At 51.2% G+C, this 24213-nt stretch carries 21 protein-coding genes; 16 read left to right on the top strand and 5 right to left on the bottom strand.

The window, feature by feature from the left end; translation table 11 throughout:
- Positions 1-189: 189 nt before the first annotated feature.
- Complete coding sequence (locus HRH59_RS15070) at positions 190-930, top strand: substrate-binding periplasmic protein (protein ID WP_173502103.1); 741 nt, start codon at positions 190-192, stop codon at positions 928-930.
- Between the two features lie 60 nt (positions 931-990).
- Here the strand turns inward: HRH59_RS15070 and ettA are convergent, their stop codons facing one another.
- Positions 991-2652, bottom strand: a complete 1662-nt coding sequence (gene ettA / locus HRH59_RS15065; protein ID WP_173502102.1) for an energy-dependent translational throttle protein EttA — start codon at positions 2650-2652, stop codon at positions 991-993.
- Positions 2653-2813: 161 nt separating this feature from the next.
- Here ettA and HRH59_RS15060 point away from each other — a divergent pair, with 161 nt between their 5' ends.
- From HRH59_RS15060 to purF, 14 genes are all read left to right on the top strand, one after another.
- Positions 2814-3167 (top strand): DUF2750 domain-containing protein, encoded by a 354-nt coding sequence (locus HRH59_RS15060; protein WP_173502101.1) that lies wholly within the window; start codon positions 2814-2816, stop codon positions 3165-3167.
- A 176-nt stretch (positions 3168-3343) separates the two neighbouring features.
- On the top strand, positions 3344-3988 hold the full coding sequence (gene folE, locus HRH59_RS15055) for a GTP cyclohydrolase I FolE (protein ID WP_173502100.1): 645 nt from the start codon (positions 3344-3346) through the stop codon (positions 3986-3988).
- Positions 3989-4116: 128 nt separating this feature from the next.
- Entirely contained in the window at positions 4117-4746 is a 630-nt protein-coding gene (locus HRH59_RS15050; protein ID WP_173502099.1) for a PepSY-associated TM helix domain-containing protein, read from the top strand.
- 33 nt (positions 4747-4779) lie between these two features.
- Positions 4780-5277, top strand: coding sequence for a DUF2271 domain-containing protein (locus HRH59_RS15045; protein WP_173502098.1), 498 nt, complete (start codon positions 4780-4782; stop codon positions 5275-5277).
- 43 nt (positions 5278-5320) lie between these two features.
- The gene (locus HRH59_RS15040; RefSeq protein WP_173502097.1) at positions 5321-6121 is read left to right on the top strand and encodes a DUF4198 domain-containing protein; all 801 of its coding nucleotides are present in this window, start codon (positions 5321-5323) and stop codon (positions 6119-6121) included.
- A gap of 103 nt (positions 6122-6224) precedes the next feature.
- On the top strand, positions 6225-7346 hold the full coding sequence (locus HRH59_RS15035) for a 4-phosphoerythronate dehydrogenase (protein WP_173502096.1): 1122 nt from the start codon (positions 6225-6227) through the stop codon (positions 7344-7346).
- Between the two features lie 14 nt (positions 7347-7360).
- Positions 7361-8380 carry an aspartate-semialdehyde dehydrogenase gene (locus HRH59_RS15030; protein WP_173502095.1) on the top strand — a complete coding sequence of 340 codons (1020 nt, stop codon included), beginning with the start codon at positions 7361-7363 and terminating at the stop codon, positions 8378-8380.
- A gap of 236 nt (positions 8381-8616) precedes the next feature.
- On the top strand, positions 8617-11172 hold the full coding sequence (locus HRH59_RS15025) for a FimV/HubP family polar landmark protein (RefSeq protein WP_173502094.1): 2556 nt from the start codon (positions 8617-8619) through the stop codon (positions 11170-11172).
- A 65-nt stretch (positions 11173-11237) separates the two neighbouring features.
- The gene (gene truA, locus HRH59_RS15020) at positions 11238-12023 is read left to right on the top strand and encodes a tRNA pseudouridine(38-40) synthase TruA (protein WP_173502093.1); all 786 of its coding nucleotides are present in this window, start codon (positions 11238-11240) and stop codon (positions 12021-12023) included.
- A 152-nt stretch (positions 12024-12175) separates the two neighbouring features.
- Positions 12176-13051 (top strand): acetyl-CoA carboxylase, carboxyltransferase subunit beta, encoded by an 876-nt coding sequence (gene accD, locus HRH59_RS15015; protein ID WP_173502092.1) that lies wholly within the window; start codon positions 12176-12178, stop codon positions 13049-13051.
- A gap of 6 nt (positions 13052-13057) precedes the next feature.
- On the top strand, positions 13058-14335 hold the full coding sequence (gene folC / locus HRH59_RS15010; protein WP_173502091.1) for a bifunctional tetrahydrofolate synthase/dihydrofolate synthase: 1278 nt from the start codon (positions 13058-13060) through the stop codon (positions 14333-14335).
- Positions 14332-14937: an SPOR domain-containing protein gene (locus tag HRH59_RS15005; RefSeq protein WP_173502090.1), complete on the top strand. Its 606-nt coding sequence runs from the start codon at positions 14332-14334 to the stop codon at positions 14935-14937. Before folC ends, HRH59_RS15005 begins: the two co-directional genes overlap by 4 nt.
- A 59-nt stretch (positions 14938-14996) precedes the next feature.
- Positions 14997-15485: a CvpA family protein gene (locus tag HRH59_RS15000; protein ID WP_173502089.1), complete on the top strand. Its 489-nt coding sequence runs from the start codon at positions 14997-14999 to the stop codon at positions 15483-15485.
- Between the two features lie 21 nt (positions 15486-15506).
- Positions 15507-17018, top strand: a complete 1512-nt coding sequence (purF, locus tag HRH59_RS14995; protein WP_173502088.1) for an amidophosphoribosyltransferase — start codon at positions 15507-15509, stop codon at positions 17016-17018.
- A gap of 67 nt (positions 17019-17085) precedes the next feature.
- Here purF and HRH59_RS14990 read toward each other — a convergent pair whose 3' ends face one another.
- On the bottom strand, positions 17086-17685 hold the full coding sequence (locus HRH59_RS14990) for a Yip1 family protein (RefSeq protein ID WP_173502087.1): 600 nt from the start codon (positions 17683-17685) through the stop codon (positions 17086-17088).
- A gap of 199 nt (positions 17686-17884) precedes the next feature.
- Here HRH59_RS14990 and miaE point away from each other — a divergent pair, with 199 nt between their 5' ends.
- A complete protein-coding gene (gene miaE, locus HRH59_RS14985; RefSeq protein WP_173502086.1) occupies positions 17885-18655 on the top strand; it encodes a tRNA isopentenyl-2-thiomethyl-A-37 hydroxylase MiaE in 771 nt (256 codons plus the stop codon).
- Positions 18656-18698: 43 nt separating this feature from the next.
- Here the strand turns inward: miaE and HRH59_RS14980 are convergent, their stop codons facing one another.
- Genes HRH59_RS14980 through HRH59_RS14970 form a run of 3 tightly spaced genes read right to left on the bottom strand, consistent with a single transcriptional unit; the run spans position 18699 to position 24165 of the window.
- Positions 18699-21872, bottom strand: coding sequence for an efflux RND transporter permease subunit (locus HRH59_RS14980; RefSeq protein WP_173502085.1), 3174 nt, complete (start codon positions 21870-21872; stop codon positions 18699-18701).
- Between the two features lie 9 nt (positions 21873-21881).
- Complete coding sequence (locus HRH59_RS14975) at positions 21882-22877, bottom strand: efflux RND transporter periplasmic adaptor subunit (protein ID WP_173502084.1); 996 nt, start codon at positions 22875-22877, stop codon at positions 21882-21884.
- A complete protein-coding gene (locus tag HRH59_RS14970) occupies positions 22870-24165 on the bottom strand; it encodes a TolC family protein (protein ID WP_173502083.1) in 1296 nt (431 codons plus the stop codon). Before HRH59_RS14970 ends, HRH59_RS14975 begins: the two co-directional genes overlap by 8 nt.
- Positions 24166-24213 lie beyond the last annotated feature (48 nt).

Below are 24213 nucleotides of genomic sequence, written 5' to 3'. Positions count from 1 at the left end.
TTAACTTATTGAATTAAAACATTTTTTATTTTTTATTGTTGCGTTTTAGTGTTTGCTGAACGTCAGCTTAAAATTGAGTTTAGTGAAATTGACTAACAATTAGCTAATTTGTTATTGATGCTACAGCTGGCAGCAAAACCCAATTAAGCTATGCTATCTGGAAGCAGTATCAGTGGGGCCGACAGCCTTATGTTGAAGTATTTTTTGTTAGTTGTCAGTTGTTTGAGTTGCAGCGTTGCGGCGAATGCATCATTACGTGTGGTCACTGAGTTATCGCCGCCGCACCAAACACTGGTAGCGGGGGAGATAGCCGGGTTAAGTACCGATCTGGTGCGGGCGACGTTAGCCAAAGCCGGTGTGACAGCGCAAATAGAGGTTTATCCGTGGGCGCGCTCTTTTCGTATTGCACAAAGCCGGCCAGATGTATTGATTTACAATATGGCACGCACGGCTGAACGCGAAGCACAATTTCATTGGATTGGCACTGTAGCAGCCTATCAGCTGGGTTTTGTTGCACTTAGCCATCGCGATGATATCCGTATTAAGGCGTTAAGTGATGCCGTCGGTTATACCATAGCCGTGCAGCGGGATGATTTAGCGGCAAATTTTCTAATGCAGAATGGTTTTAGTACCGGAAAGCAGCTGGTGCTGGCGGCTGATATTACCGAGTCCTGGCAGTTGTTGCTAAATGGTAAAGTAGACCTGGTGGTTGACGATGCCGTAGCCTTAACTGCAATGGCAGAGACCTTGTCGTTGCCGCGCAGGTATCTGCGTTTTGTGTATGCTATACCCGAGCTGGCACAACACACCTGGCTGGCGGCCAGCCTGGAAACATCTCCGGAGTTGGTGAAACGGCTGCAGCAAGCCCACAGTGAGGTTGCCACCACGGAGTATTACCAAAAGGTAATGTCGTCCGGCTATCGGCAGTAACATACCCGTTGAGCTTAAATAAAAACGCCCGTAGTAACGGGCGTTTTGCAGTGTAATACATCAGATTTTTTTGTATTTAATCCGGTGCGGTTCTAACGCATCAGCACCGTAGGTGGCTTTTAACCAGGCTTCATAGTCTGAATAGTTACCTTCAAAGAAATTCACCTTACCCTCATCGCGGTAATCCAGAATATGCGTAGCAATGCGGTCAAGGAACCAGCGATCGTGCGAAATAACCATGGCACAGCCCGGGAAATCTAACAAAGCATTTTCTAATGCGCGCAGCGTTTCTACGTCAAGGTCGTTGGTGGGCTCATCCAGCAACAGCATGTTGCCGCCGGCTTTTAGCAGAGCAGCTAAATGCACGCGGTTACGTTCACCACCGGATAACTCGCCGATAAACTTCTGCTGATCGTTACCTTTAAAGTTAAAGCGGCCAACATAAGCACGGCTGGGGATCTGGAAGTTGCCGATTTGCAGCATATCCTGACCGTTGGAGATTTCCTGCCACACTGTATTTTTCGGGTTCATACTATCGCGGAACTGATCCACACTGGCCAGTTGCACAGTGTCACCGACACTGATATCACCGGAGTCGGCTTGCTCTGCGCCGCTGATCATTTTAAACAAAGTAGATTTACCGGCGCCGTTCGGGCCGATAATGCCAACAATAGCGCCTTTGGGAATGCTGAAGCTTAAATCGTCTATCAGCAGGCGATCACCAAAGGATTTACGCAGGTGGTTAACTTCCAGCACTTTATCGCCCAGGCGTGGGCCGGGAGGAATAAACAGCTCGTTGGTTTCGTTACGCTTTTGAAATTCCTGGCTTTGCAGTTCTTCAAAGCGTGCCATCCGCGCCTTGCTCTTGGCATGGCGGCCTTTGGGGTTAGTGCGCACCCACTCCAATTCTTGCTTGATAGAACGCTGGCGTGCGTTTTCAGCTTTTTCTTCCTGCTGCAGCCGGGCATCTTTTTGTTCCAGCCAGGAAGAGTAGTTGCCTTCCCACGGAATACCGTAACCACGGTCCAGTTCTAAAATCCAGCCGGCAACGTTATCGAGGAAATAACGGTCGTGAGTAATGGCAACCACGGTGCCGGGATAATCGTGCAGGAAGCGCTCTAACCAGGCGACTGATTCAGCATCAAGGTGGTTGGTCGGTTCGTCCAGCAACAGCATGTCCGGCCGTTCCAACAATAAGCGGCAAATCGCCACACGGCGGCGCTCACCACCGGATAAGTGCTCAATTTTAGCATCCCATGGCGGCAGGCGCAGCGCATCGGCTGCGCGTTCCAGGGTGTTATCCAGGTTATGGCCGTCTTTGGCCTGGATCAGCGCTTCCAGTTCACCTTGTTCACGAGCCAGAGCGTCAAAGTCGGCGTTTTCTTCGGCATAAGCCGCGTAAACTTCATCTAACCGGGTTAGCGCGTTTTTTACATCGCCGAGGGCCTCTTCAACAATTTCGCGTACGGTTTTACCAGGATCTAATTGCGGCTCTTGTGGCAGGTAGCCAATTTTGGTGCCGGCCAGTGGTTTGGCTTCACCTTCAAACTCTTTATCTACTCCGGCCATGATACGCAGCAGAGTAGACTTACCGGAACCGTTTAAACCCAGTACTCCGATTTTAGCGCCGGGAAAGAAAGATAATGAAATGTCTTTTAAAATAGTGCGTTTAGGCGGAACCACCTTAGACACACGGTGCATGGAGTAGATATATTGAGCCATAATTTGCAGCTTATCGTTGAGTGAAACAATGCCGCTGATTGTACGTTATTTTTCAGTGGCAGGGAAAGCTGCGCCGGCGGCAAACAAGATAAAACTCGCTTTTACGCCGTGCTTTCTGGTCTAATAGCAACCAATTCCTTTACCTGTGGTGGAAAGTAAATATGAGTCAATTCGCACAAGATCCGAGTTTTAAGCGTTTCGTTGAAGAAGCCAAAACCAATGGCGTTGTGTATGTGTTAGCCGATGGCGAAGACTTGCTGGTGGTAGAGTCGGTTGAGTTTGAAGAAACCGATGTTATGCCGTTTTGGTCTGATGAAGCCTCAGCAAAGGCGCATTGTTCAGAAGAGTGGGCGGTGTATAAGCCGGAAGCCATTGCGTTAGATGTATTTTGCGAAGGTTGGCTGAAAGAAATGTACGATGACGGCGTGTTAATCGGCACTAACTGGGATGAAAGTTTAAATGGCCCGGAAGTGGAGCCACGTGAATTATTAGAAGCCTTATCTCTGGTACAGTAAGCCCAGCCGCTATACAACATGGCGCTTTGCACTGCGATTTTGGTGCTGGCGCCGGGGGCCGCAATACTACGGCCGTTGCAGTCACGTCATAAAAATGGCAAAAAACTGACTTTATCCGTAAACTAGCGGCTAAGGCGGCACGTACTAGGTTCATCACAGCCGGTTTGGGATCAGTTATGTTATCAGAAGAAGCAATATTGGTGCGCAGTGCGTTGGAAGCGCAGGGGCTGGAAACGCCTATGCTGGACAATGGTTTATCACGCGACCAGAAGTACAAAAAGATCAGCAGCCTGATGGCCGACGTCGTCAGCACTTTGGGGCTGGATCTCAGCGACGACAGTTTAAGTGAAACACCACATCGTATTGCCAAGATGTATGTCGATGAAATTTTTGGTGGCCTGAACTACAGCAATTTTCCTAAAATTGCCCTGATTGACAATAAAATGCAGGTGCAGGAAATGGTAAAGGTAAAAGACATCAGCTTTACCAGTACCTGCGAGCACCATTTTGTCACTATCGATGGCAGTGCTACCGTGGCCTACATTCCGGAAAAACGCATTATCGGCTTATCTAAAATTAACCGTATAGTGCGCTTTTTTGCTCAGCGCCCGCAGGTGCAGGAGCGTTTAACCCAGCAGGTGTTGGTGGCAATGCAAACCTTACTGCAAACTAAAAATGTCGCCGTGACGATGGATGCCGTGCATTATTGCGTGAAATCCCGCGGTGTGATGGATGTTAATTCTAAAACGCAAACCACGGCTTTAGGCGGCATATTTAAAGATGACGGCCGTACCCGTGCCGAGTTTCTTGCCCGTTATTAATAGTTTGGCTGTACGTTGAATAAGGCGCTGGATGGCGCCTTTTTTTATGGTTGACGCTTAGGTTTGTTTGCAAATGCGAATTGTTATCAGTATTATACCCATCAAATGTTTTGGGTGGTTAAGCGGTAATGATTGAGTTTCGGCGCGGGCCTGCGCTAAATAAATTAATGCGGTTGATACACAGCTACAGTTCAATGCTGGTGTTGGTGTTACTGCTGTTTTTTGCTATTACCGGTATAACGCTGAACCATCCGGATTTGCTCTACAGCAAGGCCGGGCAGGTTAGCTCGCAGCAAGTGCTTAGCTTACCTGAGCATCTGCGCTACAGCAGCTTACCGCAGTCAGAGCAACAGCAGGCACAGATAGCAGAGCAGTTTCGCAACTGGTTAAGCGACGAACATCAGGTTAAGGCGTCGGTATTCAGTTATCTGTTTGAACCGGACGAGCTGTTGCTGGAGTTGGATTTTAAACGCCCCGCCGGTTATGCCACTGCCATTGTTGATTTCTCTAACCACACCGCCGAGCTGGAACTGGAATTTAACGGTTATCTGGCACTGCTGAATGACTTACATAAAGGCCGCAACGCCGGCACCAGTTGGATAGTGCTGATTGATCTTACCGCGCTGGCCTGCATTATTTTTTCCCTTACCGGTTTTTGGTTGATTTTAAAGCAGCCATCAAGGCGCAGTATTGGTAACAGCCTGGCCATGCTGGGTATTTTTATCAGCTTATTTGCTTATATTTTGTCATTGCATTAGCGCCGGTTAGGGCGCGCCAACAGAGGAAATACCATGAAGTTAACCGGGGCCTGCTTATTAGTGTGTATTACTGCGCTGTTTTGCCAAAGTGAAGTGACAGCGGCGCAAAGTGATATTGCACTGGAATTGCCGGCAATAGAAACCAGCCAGTATCACCGGCCTTATGTTGCGGTATGGGTAGAAGATGCACAGCAGCAGCCGGTAAAGCTGATTGCGCTGTGGGTAGAAAAGCCGGACTGGTTAAAAGATTTACGCCGTTTCTGGCGCAAAATCGGCCGCAGTAATACTGCCCTGGTTGATGCCGTAAGTGGTGCCACGCAAAAGCCGGGCAGTTATACCCTGCATTGGGATGGTAAAGACGATAATGGCGCTGCATTGGCAGCAGGGCAGTACACACTTTTTGTTGAGGCGGCACGTGAGCAAGGCGGGCGCAGCCTGGTTAAGCATGAATTTAACCTGCCCTCAGAAGGCGCTGTAATTGATATCGCAGCAGAGGGTGAATTAGGTGCGGTTAAAGCCACCATCCGTTAATCGCGGCAACGCCGCATTCAGAGTTAAAAAAGGACGTTTTGTTATGTTTAAAAAAGCAGCAGTTTTATTAACCGGCCTGGTTGTCAGCGCCAGTATCAGTGCCCACACCTTGTGGCTGGTACCAAGCCATTACGTATTGTCGAAGCAGGATAGCTGGGTAAGCGTTGATGCGTCTGCCGCGAATATGACCTTTGTACCGGATAAAGGCATTGGTTTGCAAAGCCTGAAATTGTATTTGCCGGATGGCAAGGTGCAGGATGTCAGCTCGGTACATCAGGGCAAGCGTAAATCCATGGCTGATGTACAATTGGCCGGCGACGGTACTTACCGGCTGGAAATGGCCAACCCACTGCGCTTTTTTACCAGTTATGAGTTAAACGGCGAGCGTAAACGGCTGATGGCTAACAAGCAGGAGCGCACGGCGCAATTGCCAAAAGGTGCCACTAAGGTGGAAACCACCCAAATGCGCAGCCGCAATTTTGCCTACATTACAGTAAACAGCCCAACAGATACGGTAGTGAAACTGCAGGGCGAGGGGCTTGAGATCAGCAGTAATGTGCATCCGGCTGATGTGGTAGCAGAAGAAAACCTGCAGTTGGTGTTTAACCTTGATGGCAAACCGCAAGCAGGGGTAAAAGGCGTGCTGTCATATGAGGGCGAGCTTTATCGCAACGACGCCGGGCGGATTGAATTTGAAACCAATGCCGATGGCCGGTTCAGCTTTACGCCCGCCACAGCAGGACGTTACCTGATTGAAGCCTCCTATTCAGCCGACAGCAATTCCGCGCTGGCTGACAAGGTGCGCGAATCTGTTACTTATACCTTTGAGGTAGCTCTGCCTTAAACGCTGTGGCGTCAACGATACAAAGCCAGCCAAATTCAATAGGCTGGCTTTGTGCTATTTGGTACACTGCGCTTCGCCTTTTTAGCTTTAGCAGGACCCGTTAATGCACATTTTTGCCGATGAAAATATGCCGTTGGTGCAGCAATTTTTTCGCCAGTTTGGTGAGGTTAGCTTGTTTGACGGCCGCAATGTCAGCGCCGCACAGTTGCAGGATGCTGATATTTTACTGGTGCGCTCGGTCAGCAATGTTAATGCACAGCTGCTTCAACACAACAGCAAACTGCGGTTTGTCGGCACCGCCACTATTGGTATGGATCATATTGACCAGGCGTATCTGGCTCAGCGTCAGTTAGCGTTTTCCAGCGCCCCTGGCTGCAATGCGCAGTCGGTGGTGGAATATGTGCTTAGCAGCTTATGGTGTTTAGCCGATAAATATCAGTGGCAGCTGGCAGACAAAACCGTCGGTATCGTTGGCGTGGGTAATATCGGCAGCCGGCTGGCTAAGGCACTGCAGGCGCTGAATATTAAGGTACTGCTGTGTGACCCGCTGCGCGCCCGCAACGAGGAGGGCTTTAATCATACCGACTTTACCCGGCTATGTGTTGAAGCCGATATTATCAGCTTTCACACCCCGCTGATAAATAGCGGCAGTGATGCCACTAAGCATTTACTCAATGCACAGACCTTAGCACAGCTAAAGCCCGACTGCGCGCTGATTAACGCCTCACGCGGTGCGGTTATTGATAACCAGGCCTTGCTGGAGGATTTAAGCCGCGCGCCAATACGTCGCGCTGTGGTGTTAGACGTGTGGGAACATGAGCCGGATATTCTTACTGCATTGCTGCCTTATGTTGATATTGCCACTGCGCATATCGCCGGCCACAGTATTGAAGGTAAAGCCCGCGGCACCGAAATGCTGTATCAGCGCTGTGCTGCGTTGTTGCAACAACCGTTGCAGCAGCAACTACAGCAGTTATTGCCGGTACCCGCGATAGAAAAACTGCAAATTAGTGCGAATTTTGGGCTTCCGGATGTCCAAAACTTAGCAAGACTGTTATATGATGTACGCCGTGACGATGCCATACTGCGGCATTACCTGCAAAGTAAGGGCTTTGACTGGCTTAGAAAGTCATACCCGCCGCGGCGCGAATTCAGCTCGTTACAACTGTGTGGCAAGGTCATACCCGACTTTTTGCCGCAATTAGGTTTTAGCCTCGCACAATAACAAGAGGAACTGTCATGGCTTCGCAATACAATGTTGCCGTTTTGGGTGCAACAGGTTTGGTAGGACAACATTTAATTGAAATTCTGGAACAACGTGATTTCCCGGTAGGGCAGTTGTTTCCGTTAGCCAGCAGCCGTTCTGCCGGCGGCACCGTGACATTTAAAGGCAAGAAAATTAAGGTTATCGACGCAGAAACATTCGACTGGTCGCAAGCGCAAATTGGCTTGTTTTCTGCCGGTGGCAATGTATCGGCTATGTATGCTCCCAAAGCCGCCGATGCCGGCTGCGTAGTGATTGATAACACCTCACATTACCGCTACGAGCCGGATATTCCGCTGGTGGTGCCGGAAGTAAACGCGCATGCCATTGCTGATTATCGCAACCGCAATATTATTGCTAACCCAAACTGCTCGACTATTCAGATGCTGGTGGCGTTAAAGCCTATTCATGATGCCGTGGGCATCAGCCGGATTAATGTCGCCACTTATCAGTCGGTCAGTGGTGCCGGGCAAGAAGCGGTAGAGGCGTTAGCCCATGAAGCGGCGCAACTGATGAATGGCCGGCCGATTGAAAAAGAAGGCCAGTTTGCCCGCCAGATCGCGTTTAACGTTATTCCGCAAATTGATGTGTTTATGGATAACGGCTACACCAAAGAAGAAATGAAAATGCACTGGGAAACGCAAAAAATCTTCGGTGATGACAGTATTTCAGTTAACGCCACCGCAGTGCGGGTGCCGGTGTTTTTCGGCCACGCCGAAGCGGTGCATATTGAAACTCGGATGCCCATCAGTGTTGAGCAGGTAAAAGCCTTGCTGGCCGATGCGCCTGGCGTGGTATTGCTGGAAAACAATGCTGATTTCCCAACCCAGGTATGCAGTGCGGCCGGTAAAGATGAGGTATTTGTTGGCCGTATCCGCCAGGATTTATCGCACGAAAACGGTATTAATCTGTGGGTAGTGGCAGATAATATCCGCAAAGGTGCAGCTACTAACAGCATTCAGATTGCTGAGCACTTGATCCGCGACTACCTGTAATTCGTCAATTTACAGCCTCGCCGGGCTTCGCCATGAAGCCCCGGCTTTCTCTGTACTGAACTTCTGCGATATCAATAGCTTTTTTAAGTGCTGGTCAGAACTGTGCCAGTGCTTTATATTTTCACTAACGGTTTGCCAGCCATAGTTGGAACATTGTTTGCAGTGTCACTAAAGGTTTGAACACAAACTGCCGATTTCTTTAGCTAAATACGCCGGATTTGGGGTAGGGACCATTAATGCCTTTGTTATTTGTCTTCATTGTTGCAGTGCTTGTCAATTTTTCGTCACCATTGCTGGCGCAGGAAAACACGACCCAAATTCGCGGCCCCCGCGGCAGCGATGCGCCGCCACCGGCAGTTACCATAGGGCCGCTAAGCCCGTCTGATACCTTGTGGCGCGTGGCTGAGCGGGTGAAACCTGAGGGTAATATCAGCCTGTATCAGGTCATGTATGCCATATATCTGAAAAACCCCGATGCTTTTATTGACGGCAACCTGAATCGTTTGCGCCCCGGCTCAACACTTACCTTACCCACTGAAGCTGAAATACAGCAGGTAAATGTTACTGTCGCCAGGCGCAAATCTGAGCAGGACGATGTCATTTGGGCAGAACGGCAAAAAGCTGCCGCAACGCGTAAAGCCGCTACTACAACGCCGGCGGCAAAGCCAGACCCGCAATGGCAGGCCGAACTGGAACGGATTGGCCGGCAGCAACGTGAAGAATTAGACGGCTTACGCAGTCAGTTTGCCGATTCGATGCAGGTGATAGAAAGCATCGCCGATGAAAACCTGCAGCTGAAAACCAGCCTTGGCAGAGTGCAGCAGGAACTGGAGCTGATAAAAGCACAGCTGGGTGAAGACAGTGAGCTGCAACAGCAAATAGCGTTGCTGCTAAAACAACAGGCAGAGCTGTTGCAAGCCAAAGCCGATGAAGAGGCGCTGCAGCAACTGCAAGAGCAGCAAAGCAGTAATTGGCAACAATGGTTTAAAAATCCGCTTGCATGGATCCTGGCAGCTTGCATACCTGCACTGCTGGTTTTATTCAGTATTTTGTTGTGGGTGAAAAAGCGTGGCCGGCAGACTGAAGAGGTTATTCAGGCGGCCACGACGGAAAAAGCGGTAGATCCCGGTTATCACTCACCGTTGCCCCCACTGGATGAAAGCAACGATCTCGATGAAAGCTTGTTCGAAATTGACGATGCATTGCTTGAAGATGCTTTTAGCGATGGCAGCGAATTTACTGAAGCGACTGCTGATAACGATATGTTGCAGTTTGATGATGGGCTGTCATTTGAAGATGACAGCTTATTGCCGGCGGTAGATGATGGCTTCGCGGATGATATTCTGCCTGAGCCGGACACCGCAGAAAAAGAAGATTTCGATGCGGACAATATCTTGTCTGACACGGACTTGTCGGCGTTATTGGCGGCAGAAGATGACGATGATATTGCCATAGAGCTGGCAGATGATACGCCGCAGGCTCAGCCGGACGACGAGCTGCAGCAACCGGCTGCAGATGATGCCGATGTGGCTGGCATAGATGACTCTGCGTTAGATGACTCTGCGATAGATGAGTTTGATATTGACGAGCTGATTGAAGAAATCGATTTTGATGCAGAGGATGTGCTGGCCACTGATGATACACCGGTTGAAACCGCAACGGAGCAGCCAGACGATAAAGCCTTACAAGCCGGTGAAGCAACGCAGCAAGAGCAGCAACTGGCAGAGGCAATGGCGGCTGAAACTGCAGATCCTGAGGCAGCGGAGTACAGTTTTGACAGCTCGGGATTGGATGAATTCGCCGAAAGCCTGGTAACAGACCACGCAGCAGCTGATACAGAAACTGATAGCGATGATAATGATGCAGCAGCGCTGCTAAGTGCCGAGTTGACAGAGTTATTAGAGCAGGTGGAAGACAGCCGCCCGGCAACAGAGCCGGACGTGGCGACGAGTGCACCCGAACCAGCTTTGGCAGAACCTGAACCGTCAATAGCAGAGTTGTCAGGGGCAGAGTTGTTAGGATCAGAATTGTCAGAATCGGAGCTGTCAGCGCCGGACATGCTGTTGCAGGATGATGAAGAAGACACAGACCCGGATGTTGAAGATAGTGCGCTGGCCGCACTTGATTTGACCGCATCGGAAGATGATTCGGTCGTCCGGCCGGGTGAGGCGGCATTATCGGTAGAAAACCCCAGTAAAATTTTACCGGAGTATCCGCAGCTTGAGCTGACAGATGATGAATTGCTCAGTGATATTGAACTGTTGTCAGCCGATATTGATGATACAGCGGCAGAGCCGGATATTGCTGAAATAGAATTGGACCCGTTGCCGGATGCTCAGTTTGATTCATTAATGTCTGAACTCGAAGCGATGGCCGATGTTATCGACGCCAACGACACCGCGTTAGCACAGCCTGATACGGCGGAGTTATTGGTTAACGATTTAGCTGCGGCACAGCAAGATTCAGCGCAAGAGTTTAATTTTGCTGAGGATGATTTTGTTGAAATTGACAAGCTGCTGGCCGATGCCGGGCAACAGGAACAAGACACTGAGCGCTTTGATAAACTTAATGTAGATGTAGGGCTGGATGACTATGCCGGTATTATCGGTGAGCATGAGCAACGCGATGTAGATACGGAAGATAACGGTTATGCCGCTAAACTGGATTTGGTGCGCGCCTATATTGAAATTGATGACAGGGAAAGTGCTAACCTGCTGTTGGACGAGATACTGGCAGCTGACGTGCCGGATAACATCAAAACCGAAGCGCAGAAACTGAAGCAGGAAGATTAGCTCAGGCCACTGCATAAACGCGGTGCTTGCGGTATAATCGCCGCCGTTTATTAACAGGGGGTGGCATGCGCATAGCACTGGGTATTGAATATGACGGTTCAGCTTTTTACGGTTGGCAACGTCAGCGCGAAGTAAACAGCGTGCAACAGGAGCTGGAAATTGCCCTGGCATCGGTTGCCAATCAACCGGTAGAACTCAGTTGTGCCGGTCGCACCGACGCCGGCGTGCATGCGACAGGCCAGGTGGTGCATTTTGATACCAGCGCCGTGCGGGACAGCAAAGCCTGGATTATGGGCACCAATACGCGGTTACCGGATGCTATAGCGGTGCGCTGGGCCCAACCGGTAGCCGACGACTTCCATGCCCGCTTCAGCGCCACCGCCAGACGTTATCGTTACATTATTTACAACCATAAATACCGGCCGGCTATTTTACGTGCCGGTTTAAGTCACTACCATCAGACGCTTGATATTGAGCTGATGCAGCAAGCCGCACCATTGTTACTGGGCGAGCAGGATTTCAGTTCGTTTCGCGCCATGCAATGTCAGTCAAAAACCCCGTTTCGTAATATCCACCATCTGACTATAGAACGCCGTGGCGACTTTATTGTGTTGGATATTAAAGCCAACGCCTTCTTGCACCATATGGTGCGCAATATTACCGGCAGCCTGTTAGAAGTAGGCATGAAAAACCGCCCGCCAGAGTGGATTGGCGAAGTGTTGGCGGCAAAAGATCGCAGTTTGGCCGCGGCAACGGCGAAACCCGGTGGCTTATATCTGGTAGATGTCGACTATCCGGCGCAGTTTGGTTTGCCAAAAGTTGCGCCGGGCCCGTTGTTTCTGCCAGACTAAACACGGCGTTAAGCGGCACTACTAAGACCAGTTTTCTGTATTCGGCGCTGTAGGTTTTGTGCTTTAATAGCGCCGGTTTACTGAATTTCGGCGTTTTTTAACGTTTTTACGGCCTGGCGTAGTCGCAGAGCCGTTAGCTATAGGACAAATTTATGAGTTGGTTAGAAAAGATCCTGCCCAGAACATCCTCTTCTTCCGCGCGTCGAAATATCCCGGAAGGTGTCTGGACTAAGTGCACCTCGTGCGATGCGGTGTTATACAAAGCTGATTTAGATCGCAATTTGGGCGTATGCCCCAAGTGTGATCACCATATGCGGGTATCGGCCCGTGCGCGCTTAACCGGCTTTCTGGATACCGGCAATATTAAAGAGCTGGCAGCAGAGCTGGAGCCACAGGATTTATTAAAGTTTAAAGACAGCAAGCGCTACAAAGACCGTATTGTTGCGGCGCAAAAAGCCACTAACGAAAAAGATGCCATGGTGGTAATGCACGGTACCCTGAAAGGGATGCCGATTGTTGCAGCATCATTTGAATTTGAGTTTATGGGCGGCTCTATGGCGTCTGTGGTCGGTGCCAAGTTTGTTGCCGGTGTAGAACATGCATTAAAACACAAAGTACCCTTTGTGTGCTTCTCTGCCAGCGGCGGCGCGCGGATGCAGGAAGCGCTGTTTTCTCTGATGCAAATGGCCAAGACCAGTGCCGCATTGGCAAAAATGAGCGAAGCCGGTTTGCCGTATATTTCGGTGCTTACCGACCCGACCATGGGCGGCGTATCGGCCAGTTTAGCCATGTTAGGCGATGTTAACATCGGTGAACCTAAAGCCTTAATTGGCTTTGCCGGCCCACGCGTTATTGAACAAACCGTACGGGAAAAATTACCGGAAGGCTTCCAGCGCAGCGAATTCTTACTGGAACACGGTGCCATCGATATGATTGTTGACCGGCGCAAAATGCGCGATACAATTGCGCGACTAGTCGCTAAGTTTATGCAGCTGCCTGCTCCGGTGTCGGAGCACGACGCCGCTTAAGGTTTTATGTCAACAGCAATACTGAACAGCCAATCGTGCCATAGCCTGGCCGATTGGCTTTGTTATATCGAGCAAAGTCATCCTGTCCATCAGATTGAACTCGGTCTGGAGCGTGTACTTCAGGTCGCGCAGCGCGCTGATTTACAGCAACTACCCGGCAAAATCATTTTAATCGGCGGTACCAACGGCAAGGGCACTACGGCCTGTTGTCTGGAACAGTTGCTGCTGGCGCAGGGCTTTAGTGTCGGCGTTTACAGCTCACCGCATTTATTAACCTTTAATGAGCGCTTAAGGCTTAACGGCATCGATGTCGCTGATGCTGACTGGGTCAGTGCTTTTGCCTTCATTGAACAACTACGTGGCGACACTGCGCTGACTTACTTTGAGTTTACTACCCTGGTGGCGTTTCGTTTGTTGCAACAGCAACAAGTGGATTTCTGCCTGATAGAAGTGGGCTTGGGCGGGCGGTTAGATGCCACTAATATTGTTACACCTGATGTCAGTGTGATCACTACCGTTGACCTGGATCATCAGGACTGGCTCGGTAATGACCGGGAAACGATTGGTCGGGAAAAAGCCGGTATTTTCCGCCCGGGCGGTACGACGGTAATAGGCGAGCTAAACCCGCCGCAGTCTGTGTTGCAGCATGCGGCAGCACTGCAATGCAACAGCGTGTTAGTGCAGCGTGATTACCACTACAGCGAACAAGCCGACAGCTGGCAATGGCACAGTAGCACTGCGGTTTATAACGGTTTACCGTTACCGGCGATGCCGGTGCAAAATGCCGCTTGCGCACTGGCGGTACTGCAGCAACTGGCGTTGTTGCCAACGCCACAGCAATTAACCGCGGTATTAACCGGCCTGACATTGCCCGGCCGCATGCAGTGGTTGCAGCAACAACCGGCCATTATTGTTGATGTGGCGCATAATCCGCAGTCGGCGCGTTATCTGGCGCAACAACTGCGGCGGCTGAAACCACGTTTTGGTCGTGTAGTAGCACTATGCGGTATGTTAAAAGATAAGGATATTCAACAAACTCTGTTACCCTTGACGTCATTGTTTGATCAATGGCATCTTGTAAGCCTTAGCGGCGCCCGCGGTGCCGCTGCGCAGCAACTGGCAGAGCAACTGCCGCAAGGGACTGCTGACGTGGTATTGTATCAGAATGTGCTGAGCGCTTATCAGGCGGTCAGCTCAAGCTTACAGCCGGATGAGTTATTGGTCGTGTTTGGTTCGTTTTTCACTGTGTCTGCTGTATTGGCAGGCCACCAGGAGGCAAAGTGACACCCGCATTTAAACATCGTTTACTGGGTACAGTGATACTGGTGCTGGCCGGTATTATTTTCCTGCCGGACTTGCTGGATGGCGAAAAGCAGGTGGTAAAAGATGATTTTAAGGTGATCCCCGCACGCCCTGAGTTCAAAGGTGTGCAACAACAGCAAGTGGCCAACAGCGATACTATTGAACAGGTTCGGGCTGAAATTACCCCTGATACTGTAGATGAGCAGCCGGTTGATCTTGCCCCGACAGATAAACCCTTACCGTCGCAACAATATGCTCAGGTAACGGCAAACACATCACCAGCTACCACAGCGGCGCCGGCCAGAACAGCGGCTACGGCGTTGGCGCAAGCTGCCTGGGTGGTTCGGGTTGGCAGTTTTAGTAAAGCGGAAAATGCCAATGCCTTAGTGGCTAAATTACGTCAGGCCGGGTTTACTACCTTTACCCGCAATATTACCAATTCGCAGGGCTTAAAGCTGACCAGCGTGCTGGTAGGGCCGGAGTTGCGCAAAGAGCGGCTGGAGCAACAATTACCCAAATTGCAACAGTTGACCGGTATTGAGCGCTTGAATGTGATGAGTTACCAGCCAACCGAAAATAATTAGCCAAGCAGTCCCTCAGTTTGATAGAATGCGCGCCGTCATCAAACAACCTTTGGTAGCAAATGGTCTGGGTTGATTTTGCCATTATGGCAATCATAGCGTTATCGGCTGTTATCAGCCTGGTCAGAGGCTTTGTTAAAGAGGCCATTTCACTGGCCGTCTGGATCCTGGCGTTTTTTATTGCCAGCCAATATTATCCGCATTTAGCAGGGTTGTTTACCTCGATGCAGGACGAAACCCTGCGTAATGCCTCTGCCATCGCCATTTTATTTATCAGCAGCCTGGTTCTGGGCGCTCTGGTTAATTTTCTTATCGGTAAGCTGGTGCAATCAACCGGCTTATCCGGCACTGACCGTATCCTGGGCCTGGTGTTCGGCGCCTTGCGCGGCGTGTTGGTGGTCAGTGCAGTATTGTTTTTTACTGATGCCTTTACCCCGGTTTCAAGCACCGGCTGGTGGCAAAACTCAGTATTAATCCCCGAATTTGGTTTTATCATTGAATGGTTCTTCGAGTATTTGCAGCACCATTCCGGTTTTATGCAAAAGCCCTAGCGTTGGCGAGGAAAAAAATCCATGTGTGGTATTGTTGGTATTGTTGGAAAATATCCGGTTAATCAGGCACTGTACGACGGTTTAACAGTGTTGCAGCATCGCGGCCAGGATGCGGCGGGTATTGTTACCGTGGATAACAACACGCTGCGTTTGCGTAAGGCTAACGGCCTGGTAAAAGACGTATTCGAAGCCCGCCATATGGAGCGTTTGGCCGGCAATATGGGCATTGGCCATGTGCGTTATCCTACGGCGGGTTCATCCAGTACCGCTGAAGCACAGCCGTTCTATGTTAACAGCCCGTTTGGTATTGCCCTGGCGCACAACGGCAACCTGACCAATTCACACATTTTAAAAGAAGAAATATTCCGTGTGGCCCGCCGTCACGTTAATACCACCTCAGACTCTGAGGTGTTGCTGAACGTGTTGGCACATGAGCTGCACAACAGCGGAGTGATGGAGCTGCAGGCTGAGCATATCTTCCGTGCCGTGGCCAATGTTCACCGCAAAGTAAAAGGCGGCTATGCCGTAGTGGCTTTAATTATCGGCCATGGTTTACTGGCATTTCGTGACCCCAACGGCATTCGCCCGTTAGTGATGGGCAAACGTGAAACCAAGCTGGGAACAGAGTATATGGTAGCTTCAGAGAGCGTGGCACTTGATGCTGACGGCTTTACCGTACTGCGCGATGTTTCACCCGGCGAAGCTGTGTATATTACCGCAGACGGCGAGCTGCGCAGCTTCCAGTGCGCAGAGAACCCCAGTTACACGCCGTGTATTTTTGAATATGTTTACTTTGCCCGGCCGGATTCCACCATCGACAATATTTCCGTGTATGCCTCTCGCGTAGCCATGGGCACTATGCTTGGGCAGAAAATTAAGCGTGAATGGGCCAACCTGGATATCGATGTGGTTATTCCTATTCCGGAAACCAGTAACGACGCGGCCTTGCAAATCGCTACTGTATTGGGTTTGCCGTACCGCCAGGGCTACGTGAAAAACCGCTATATCGGCCGTACTTTTATTATGCCCGGTCAGGAAGCGCGGAAAAAATCAGTTAAGCGTAAGCTCAATGCCATTAAGCAGGAATTTAAAGATAAAAATGTACTGCTGGTAGACGACTCTATAGTACGTGGCACCACGTCTCAGCAAATTATTGATATGGCACGTGAAGCCGGCGCAAAGAAAGTGTACTTCGCCTCAGCGGCACCGGAAATTCGTTTCCCTAATGTGTATGGTATTGATATGCCATCAGCCAATGAGCTGATTGCGCACGGCCATGATGTTGACAGTATTTGTGACATTATCGGCGCCGATGGCCTGATTTTCCAATCTCTGCCGGATTTAATCGAGGCAGTGCGGATGGAAAACCCGGAAATTAAACGCTTTGAAACCTCGGTGTTTGACGGTAATTACGTGACCAACGATATTGACCAGGATTACCTGAACCGGCTGGACCAAATGCGCAGCGATGGCGCCAAAGCAAAATCCGGCGCGGCCATGGCAACTAACCTGGAAACCTATAACGAAGGTTAATCCGCCGCAACAACCACAAATCCAAAAGGGAGCCTGAGGCTCCCTTTTTTATACTTGCTGCAAGCAGTTAATGAGTAAACATCGGGCCGAAGCCGGAGCTCCATAAAATGGCAGTTGCTGTCATAATACATACCAGCAAAATCAAGCCACAGGTAACGACCGAGCTGGCATAAATAAAGCCGCGCTCTTCCGGAATGTGCATCAGTATCGGCACGCCGACGTACAGCAGGTAAACCGAATATGCCAGACCAACCAGGCCAACTGTCATAACCACCCATAGCTCAGGATATAAGCCGGCAAAACCGACCATAAACAATGGCGTGGAGGTGTAGGCCGCCAGTTCCAGGGTTTGGGTATAGGTGGGTTCGGCACCGAAGGTGTGTGCCATCCAATGTGCCAGCAGTGCCAGCGCAAAAACACCGCCGATTAAGGCAACATACATCGCGACCGACAGCATCAGCGCACTGTCGTGGGTGAGCATAATACGGTCACCCACACCGATACTCCAGCCCAAATGTACCGCCGAATAGTAAGCGCATACTGACGGGATCAGTGCTACCAGTAAAATGTGGATCAGGCTGTAACGAAAACTTTCATGTCTTGCATCTATCGTATGCCACTCTTCTTTCGGGTGCGCATACAGTCCCCATAAGTGATTCAATATCATAATTATTATCCTTGTCACTACGTCTGCACAGCTTTAGCTATCTTTGATAGCCGTTGTATCAGTTATGGCCAATATAATGCACTTCGTCAAGCATATTGTTTGAAAATTGACCGGCGTTTTATTGTGCGTACTCAGCAGCTTGGTGCCGGCGCTGCTATTGGCTATAATGCGCGCCGGTTTTAATTACAGAAGTACAACCATGCTAAGTGCTGAAATCAGCCAATTACTCGGTCCGGTACAACAATTTTTGCAGTGCGGCACGCCTGCACAGTGGCTTGAGCGGGCGGCCAAACCAGAGAATTTGGCCCTGTTACTGCAAGACCACATGATCTGTGAATTAAAGGCAGCGCAATCGGCGATGTATCTGATCCGCCGCTATGCGGTGGATGAGCAAAGTGCTGAGGCCTTACTGCAGTGGCTTAAGCCGTATGAGGATTTTACTTACCGCCAGCAGGGCGATTGGCAGGCACTGGCCGGGCTGAGCTTGAAAAAATCTATGCTGGCCAAAAGTGACAGCCGATACGCTCAGGAGCTGATTGATAAAATGGTGCTGCTGATTAAAGAAGAGCTGCATCATTTTTATCAGGTATTGGAAGTCATGGCCAAACACGGTATTCAGTACGAGAAAATCAGTTCCAGCCGCTATGCCAAAGGTTTGCTGCGCCATGTGCGCACTTATGAACCGGCCGCTATTGTGGATAAGCTGATTTGCGGCGCTTATATCGAGGCTCGTTCCTGTGAGCGGTTTGCTAAATTAGCACCGTATTTGCCGGCTGACATTGCCGATTTTTATATCTCGTTGCTGCGCTCTGAAGCGCGGCATTATCAGGACTACCTGACGTTGGCGACACAGATTGCGGCTGAGGATATCAGTGCCCGTATCGCGTTTTTCGGCGAGGTTGAAGCTGAGTTAATTTTATCGCCCGATGCCGACTTTAAATTTCACAGCGGCACCCCGGTGAATGCATAAAAAACACCACCCTTAGCGGGTGGTGTTTGCATTGTGGCGTGGCTTAGTGCGTTGGCTGTTGCGCTGACCCGGGCGCTGACAGTTGTGCCCGCTGATGTACCAGGCGGTATAGTGCCGGCAGCAGCACCAGGGTTAGCAGGGTAGCGGAAATAATACCGCCGATAACCACCGTTGCCAGTGGCCGCTGCACTTCAGCACCGGTGCCGCTGTTAAACGCCATCGGCACAAAGCCAAGACTTGCCACCAAGGCGGTCATCAAAACCGGCCGTAGACGTTGCACTGCGCCTTGTTGTATTGCATCTAACAACGCCAGGCCCTGCTCACGCAATTGCTTTATCATTGCAAGCATCACTACGCCGTTAAGCACCGCAATGCCGGATAAGGCAATAAAACCGACAGCGGCAGATATTGATAGCGGCATATCGCGTAGCAGCAACGCCGTAACGCCACCGGTTAGCGCCAGCGGCACACCGCTAAATACCACTAAGGCATCTTTGGCAGAATTAAGTGCGCTGAACAGCAGGCCGAAAATCAGCAACAAGGTTAGCGGCACTACCCACATTAAGCGGTTTGTCGCCGATTGCAGTTGCTCAAAAGTGCCGCCATAGCCCAGCCAGTAACCGGCCGGCAGCGTCAGTTTATCTGCCATTAATTGTTTGGTTTCACTGATAAAGCTGCCAAGGTCGCGGTCGGATACATTGGCCGTTACCACCACATTGCGCTTGGCATTTTGCCGGTTTATCTGATTAGGGGCGTCAATCTCATTAAAATGTGCGACTTCGCCAAGCGGCACGTAAGTCAGCTCGGTATTCGTGCTGTCGGCATAAGGTGCATCAGTTAACGCCAGTGGCAGACGTTTTAATTGTTGCGGATTGCTGCGCAATGCTTCATCGGCTCTGATCACCAGCGCAAAGGCTTTATCGGCCTCATAAATATGCCCGACTTGCAGCCCGCCGATCATGGTTTGAATATAGTGCTGCACGCTGGCGACATCGATACCCAACAGCGCCAGGTGTTCGCGGTCAGGTTCAATTGACAGCATCGGTAAGCCCGTAGCCTGCTCCATCCGCACATCAACAGCGCCCGGCACTGTTGCCAGTAAGCTGGTTGCAGCCTGTGCCAGCCGGGTCAGTTCGGTTAAATCATCGCCGTAAATACGCAACGCCACGTCACTGCGCACCCCGGCAATCAGCTCATTAAAGCGCATTTCTATTGGCTGGGTAAACTCGTAGTTATTGCCGGGCAGCGCCTCCACGGTATGGCGCAGCAACGCCAACAATTCAGCCTTGTTCATTTGTGGGTTAGGCCACTGGCCTGGCGGCTTTAACATCACAAAGGTATCTGCAACATTAGGAGGCATAGGATCGGTGGCTATCTCTGCTGTACCCAGCTTGCTAAATACCGCTGCTACCTGCGGCAGGGCAGCAATTTCGCGCTCAAGCAGTAACTGCATTTGCAGCGACTGGCTTAAACTGGTGCCGGGAATTCGCAGCGCATGCAATGCAATATCGCCCTCATCCAGTTGCGGCATAAATTCGGTGCCAAGTTTACTGCCTTGCCAGAATACTGCGGCCATTATCAGCACGGCAGCACTGATAAACAACGCTGAATAACGTAAGCTCAGGCGCAGCAGCACGCTATAGCCTTGTTTCAAACCGCGCAGCAGGGCAGAGTCGTGTTCGTTAACCTTACCGCGGACAAAAATGGCAATAGCTGCCGGTACAAAGGTAATGGCCAGCAGCACCGCTCCGGCCAGGGCGGCAATGACCGTAAAGGCCATCGGATGAAACATTTTGCCCTCGACGCCACCGAGGGCAAAAATGGGCAGAAACACCAACATGATGATCAGTACGCCAAATACCGCGGGGGTAAAGACTTCACGGGTAGCCTGATACACTTCGCTTAAGCGCTCTGCCGGTGTCAGCAGACGACCTTGTTGCTGTTGCGCCAGGCCCAGGCGGCGCAGGCAGTTCTCCACCACGATAACGGCACCATCGACCAGTAAGCCAAAGTCAATCGCGCCTAAGCTCATCAGGTTACCGCTGACTTTATTCATCGCCATGCCCGTTATGGCAAACAACATACTAAGCGGTATCACCAGGGCGGTGATAAGTGCAGCGCGAATATTACCGAGAAAAATAAACAGCACCACTATTACCAGCACTGCGCCTTCAAACAGGTTTTTTTGTACCGTCGCTATGGTTTTATCCACCAGGCTGGTGCGGTTATATACCGCTTTGGCGCTAACGCCGGGTGGCAAGGAGCGGTTAACCTCGTGCAGTTTTTCTGCCACAGCCTGTGACACAGTACGGCTGTTTTCCCCCATCAGCATAAATACGGTACCCAGCACGGTTTCTTCGCCGTTCAGGCTGGCGGCCCCTGTACGCAGCTCTTTGCCCAAATACACATCGGCAACATCGCGCAGCTGCACCGGCGCATCATCACGTTTAGCGATAATTAATGCACTGATATCATCCAGGGTACGCAATTGGCCGGGTGAGCGCACCAGCCACTGTTCACCGCGCTGCTCAATATAGCCGGCGCCGACATTACTGTTGTTGCGGCTAAGGGCATTGGCAATATCGTCCAGTGTCAGTTTAAAGGCCAGCAACCTGGCGGGGTCGGGCGCAACCTGATACTGGCGCTGATAGCCACCAATGCTGTTAACCTCCGTCACACCTTTAACATTTACCAGCTGCGGTTTTATCACCCAATCCTGCAAGGTGCGCAGATCTTCAGCGGTATAAGCCATGCCATTTTCTGTTACGGCATCCGCTGCAGCGCTGACGGTGTACATAAATATTTCACCCAGACCGGTGGCAACCGGGCCAAGGGTTGGGTTGGTGTCTGCCGGTAAAGCGGCTCTTACCGCCTGTAAGCGCTCTGATACTTGCTGACGTGCCCAGTAAATGTCGGTGCCGTCATTAAACACCAGCGTAACCTGCGACATGCCATAACGTGACAGCGAGCGGCTGTATTGCAGTTTGGGTAAACCGGCCATGGCATTTTCAATCAGTACAGTCAGTCGTTGCTCTGCTTCCGGTGGCGAATAACCGGGTGCCTCAGTATTAATTTGCACCTGTACATTAGTGATATCGGGTACTGCATCCATCGGCAGGCGCTGTGCGTTATAGAGTCCACAGACCACAAGCAGTAAGGTAAAGCCCAGCACCAGATAGCGACGCGCAAGGGCAAAACTCAACAATAAATCAATCATGGCGCCCTCCTAGTGAGCATGGCTGGCGCCGGATTTAAGTACGTCAGCTTTGAGCACAAAGCTGTTATCTGTGGCGTATTCTGTGCCCGGTTGCAAGCCCGACAGTACTTCGATGTACTCCTCGTCTTCGCGGCCAAACTCCGGCATCGTTGCGGTAAATACATTGCCGTCACGGACAAATATCACCTGTTTGCCATCTAAGCGCTGCACAGCCTGTTTTTTCACCGCCAGGGCTACCGGTATTTCAGCGCTTTGCACCAGCGCTTTAATATGCATTCCCGGTCGCCAGTAGCCGCTTTGGTTATTCAGCACAGCCCGGGCGCGGGCAATATGGCCTTCGGTCATTTGCGGCGCAATATAACTGATATTGCTGCCGGCGCTTTGGTCATGATGCAGGCTGAACACTGTTAGCGGCATACCAGATTGCAACCGGTTAATATCGTTTGGAAAGGCCGACAGCTCGACATACACCTTGCTGTAATCGATGATGCGAAGCAGTACTTCGTCGCGAATAAGCTCATGATCATTGAAATAGCGCTCAGCGACGACACCGTCCGCCGGGGCGTGAATAGCATAGGGTTTTAACGTAGCGGCATTGCTGATCCGGGCCAGTAGTTGGTCTTTGCTGACACTGTCGCCCTGTTGCACCAATATCTGCTGCAGTGTACCGGCATAGGGCGCTCTGATCTGATACTGCGCTGTGGGCATCGCTTTTATCACGCCAAACAGTGCGGTGTTTTGTACTAAAGTACGCTTGCCGGCAACCTCAGTAGTAATGTTATTCAGCTGCTGCATTCTGCTGCTCAGCTCAATATGGATCTCATTATGTTGCGCAGCGTCTTCATCTGAGTGTTGAGCTGCATGTTCGTCTGCATGCTGATGGCCCGGCTTATCGTGCTTGTCGCTGTGTTCGTGCTGCTTGCTGTCACCGGCAGTTGCGGCGCCACTCAGTGCTAAGGCTGCCGCGCTCAACAACATGGCGGCCAGGGTGATGGTTTTAGTCATTATTTTTCTCCGCAGTAATAACCGGCTCAGTGCTGTTCAGTGTGATGGGCTGGCCGGTCAGGCGCTCCAACTGCAATAGATTCAGGTGAAAGTTGCTTTGGCTTTCAATCAGATCGCGCCCGGCTTGCGCCAGTTCTTCTTCAGCGGATAACACACTGAGTAAGTCAATCTGGCCTTGCTGATAGCCGCTCAGGCTAAGCTGGCGTAGCTGCATGGCTTCGGGCAGCAATAAGGTGTCGATAGCCTGCACAGTGCCGCGCAGTTGCTCCAGCGCCAGCCATTGTTGCTGTAGTAACAGTGATAATTGCGTTGCACTCAGCTGTTGCTGCATGGCCATAAGTTGCTGCTCAGCCAGCTGCGCCCGGCGTTGGCCCGGGTTCGGATCGGTCAGGTTCAGTGGCAGGCTAAAGCCAAGCAGCAGCGAGGTGTCGTTAGTGGCTTCGTTGCGTTTAAGCCCGACAGACCAACGGATATCAGCTTGGCTGTTGGCCTCGGTTAAGCGCAGTTGACTTTGGGCGATGCGCTGCAGCGTGACATAGCGCTGCAGTGTCGTGCTGTGTTGCAGTTGGCTTTGCAGTATAGAGAGCGGCGGCAGTTGCGGCAGAGCGGCAAGGTCACCACTAACCCGGGCAAAGTCAGGCGCGGCATTCCAGCCGGCCGCCAGCCGGTAACGCCGGCTTTCTATGGCCTGGTTAATATCGGCCAGCGTTATTTTACTGCGTACCAGGCGCAGTTTAATCCGGCTGATATCGGCATCCAGCAGGGTGCCGGCGTTACTGCGCAGCTGCGCGGTGTTTAACAGTGCTTGCTCACGGCTGATATTCGCTGCAGCCCATTGCCGTAGCTGTTGCAGCCGCAGCAGTTGCAGGTAATGCTCCGTGGTGTTGGCCAGGGCTTCGAGCCGCGCCAGTTCATAGTTATCGCGCTGCAGCTGGCTTTGGCCTTGCGCCAGTTCCAGCCGGCGTTCGCGTTTTTGGCCTAATTCTATCTGTTGGCTCAGGCTAAGGCTCAGCTCTGCGCCGCTTAAGCCCCGGCTGTCGCCGCTGCCGGCAACATTCTCCAGCGTTACCGCCAGTTCCGGGCTTGGCCGGACAGCCGCCTGCAATTGCGCCGCTTCTGCCATACGCAGCTGATAGGGAAAGGCTTGCAGTGTAGCGTCGTGTTGCAAGGTGCGTTGTAACGCCTGCGTCAGCGTCAGGGCTTGCGGCTCTGCAGCCAGTGCAAAAGGCGCAGCCGGATAGCCCACCGCCGCCAGCCAAAAAGCCGGCAGCATAAATGTCATACGCATGGGTATGCTCCTGTTAGTTAATCAGTAAAATAAAATGATAAACGGGCA

The organism is Rheinheimera lutimaris (assembly GCF_013283795.1).
Lineage (GTDB): Bacteria > Pseudomonadota > Gammaproteobacteria > Enterobacterales > Alteromonadaceae > Alishewanella > Alishewanella lutimaris.
Note: the sequence above shows the minus strand (reverse complement) of the source record. Positions and strands in the feature narration are given on the sequence as shown.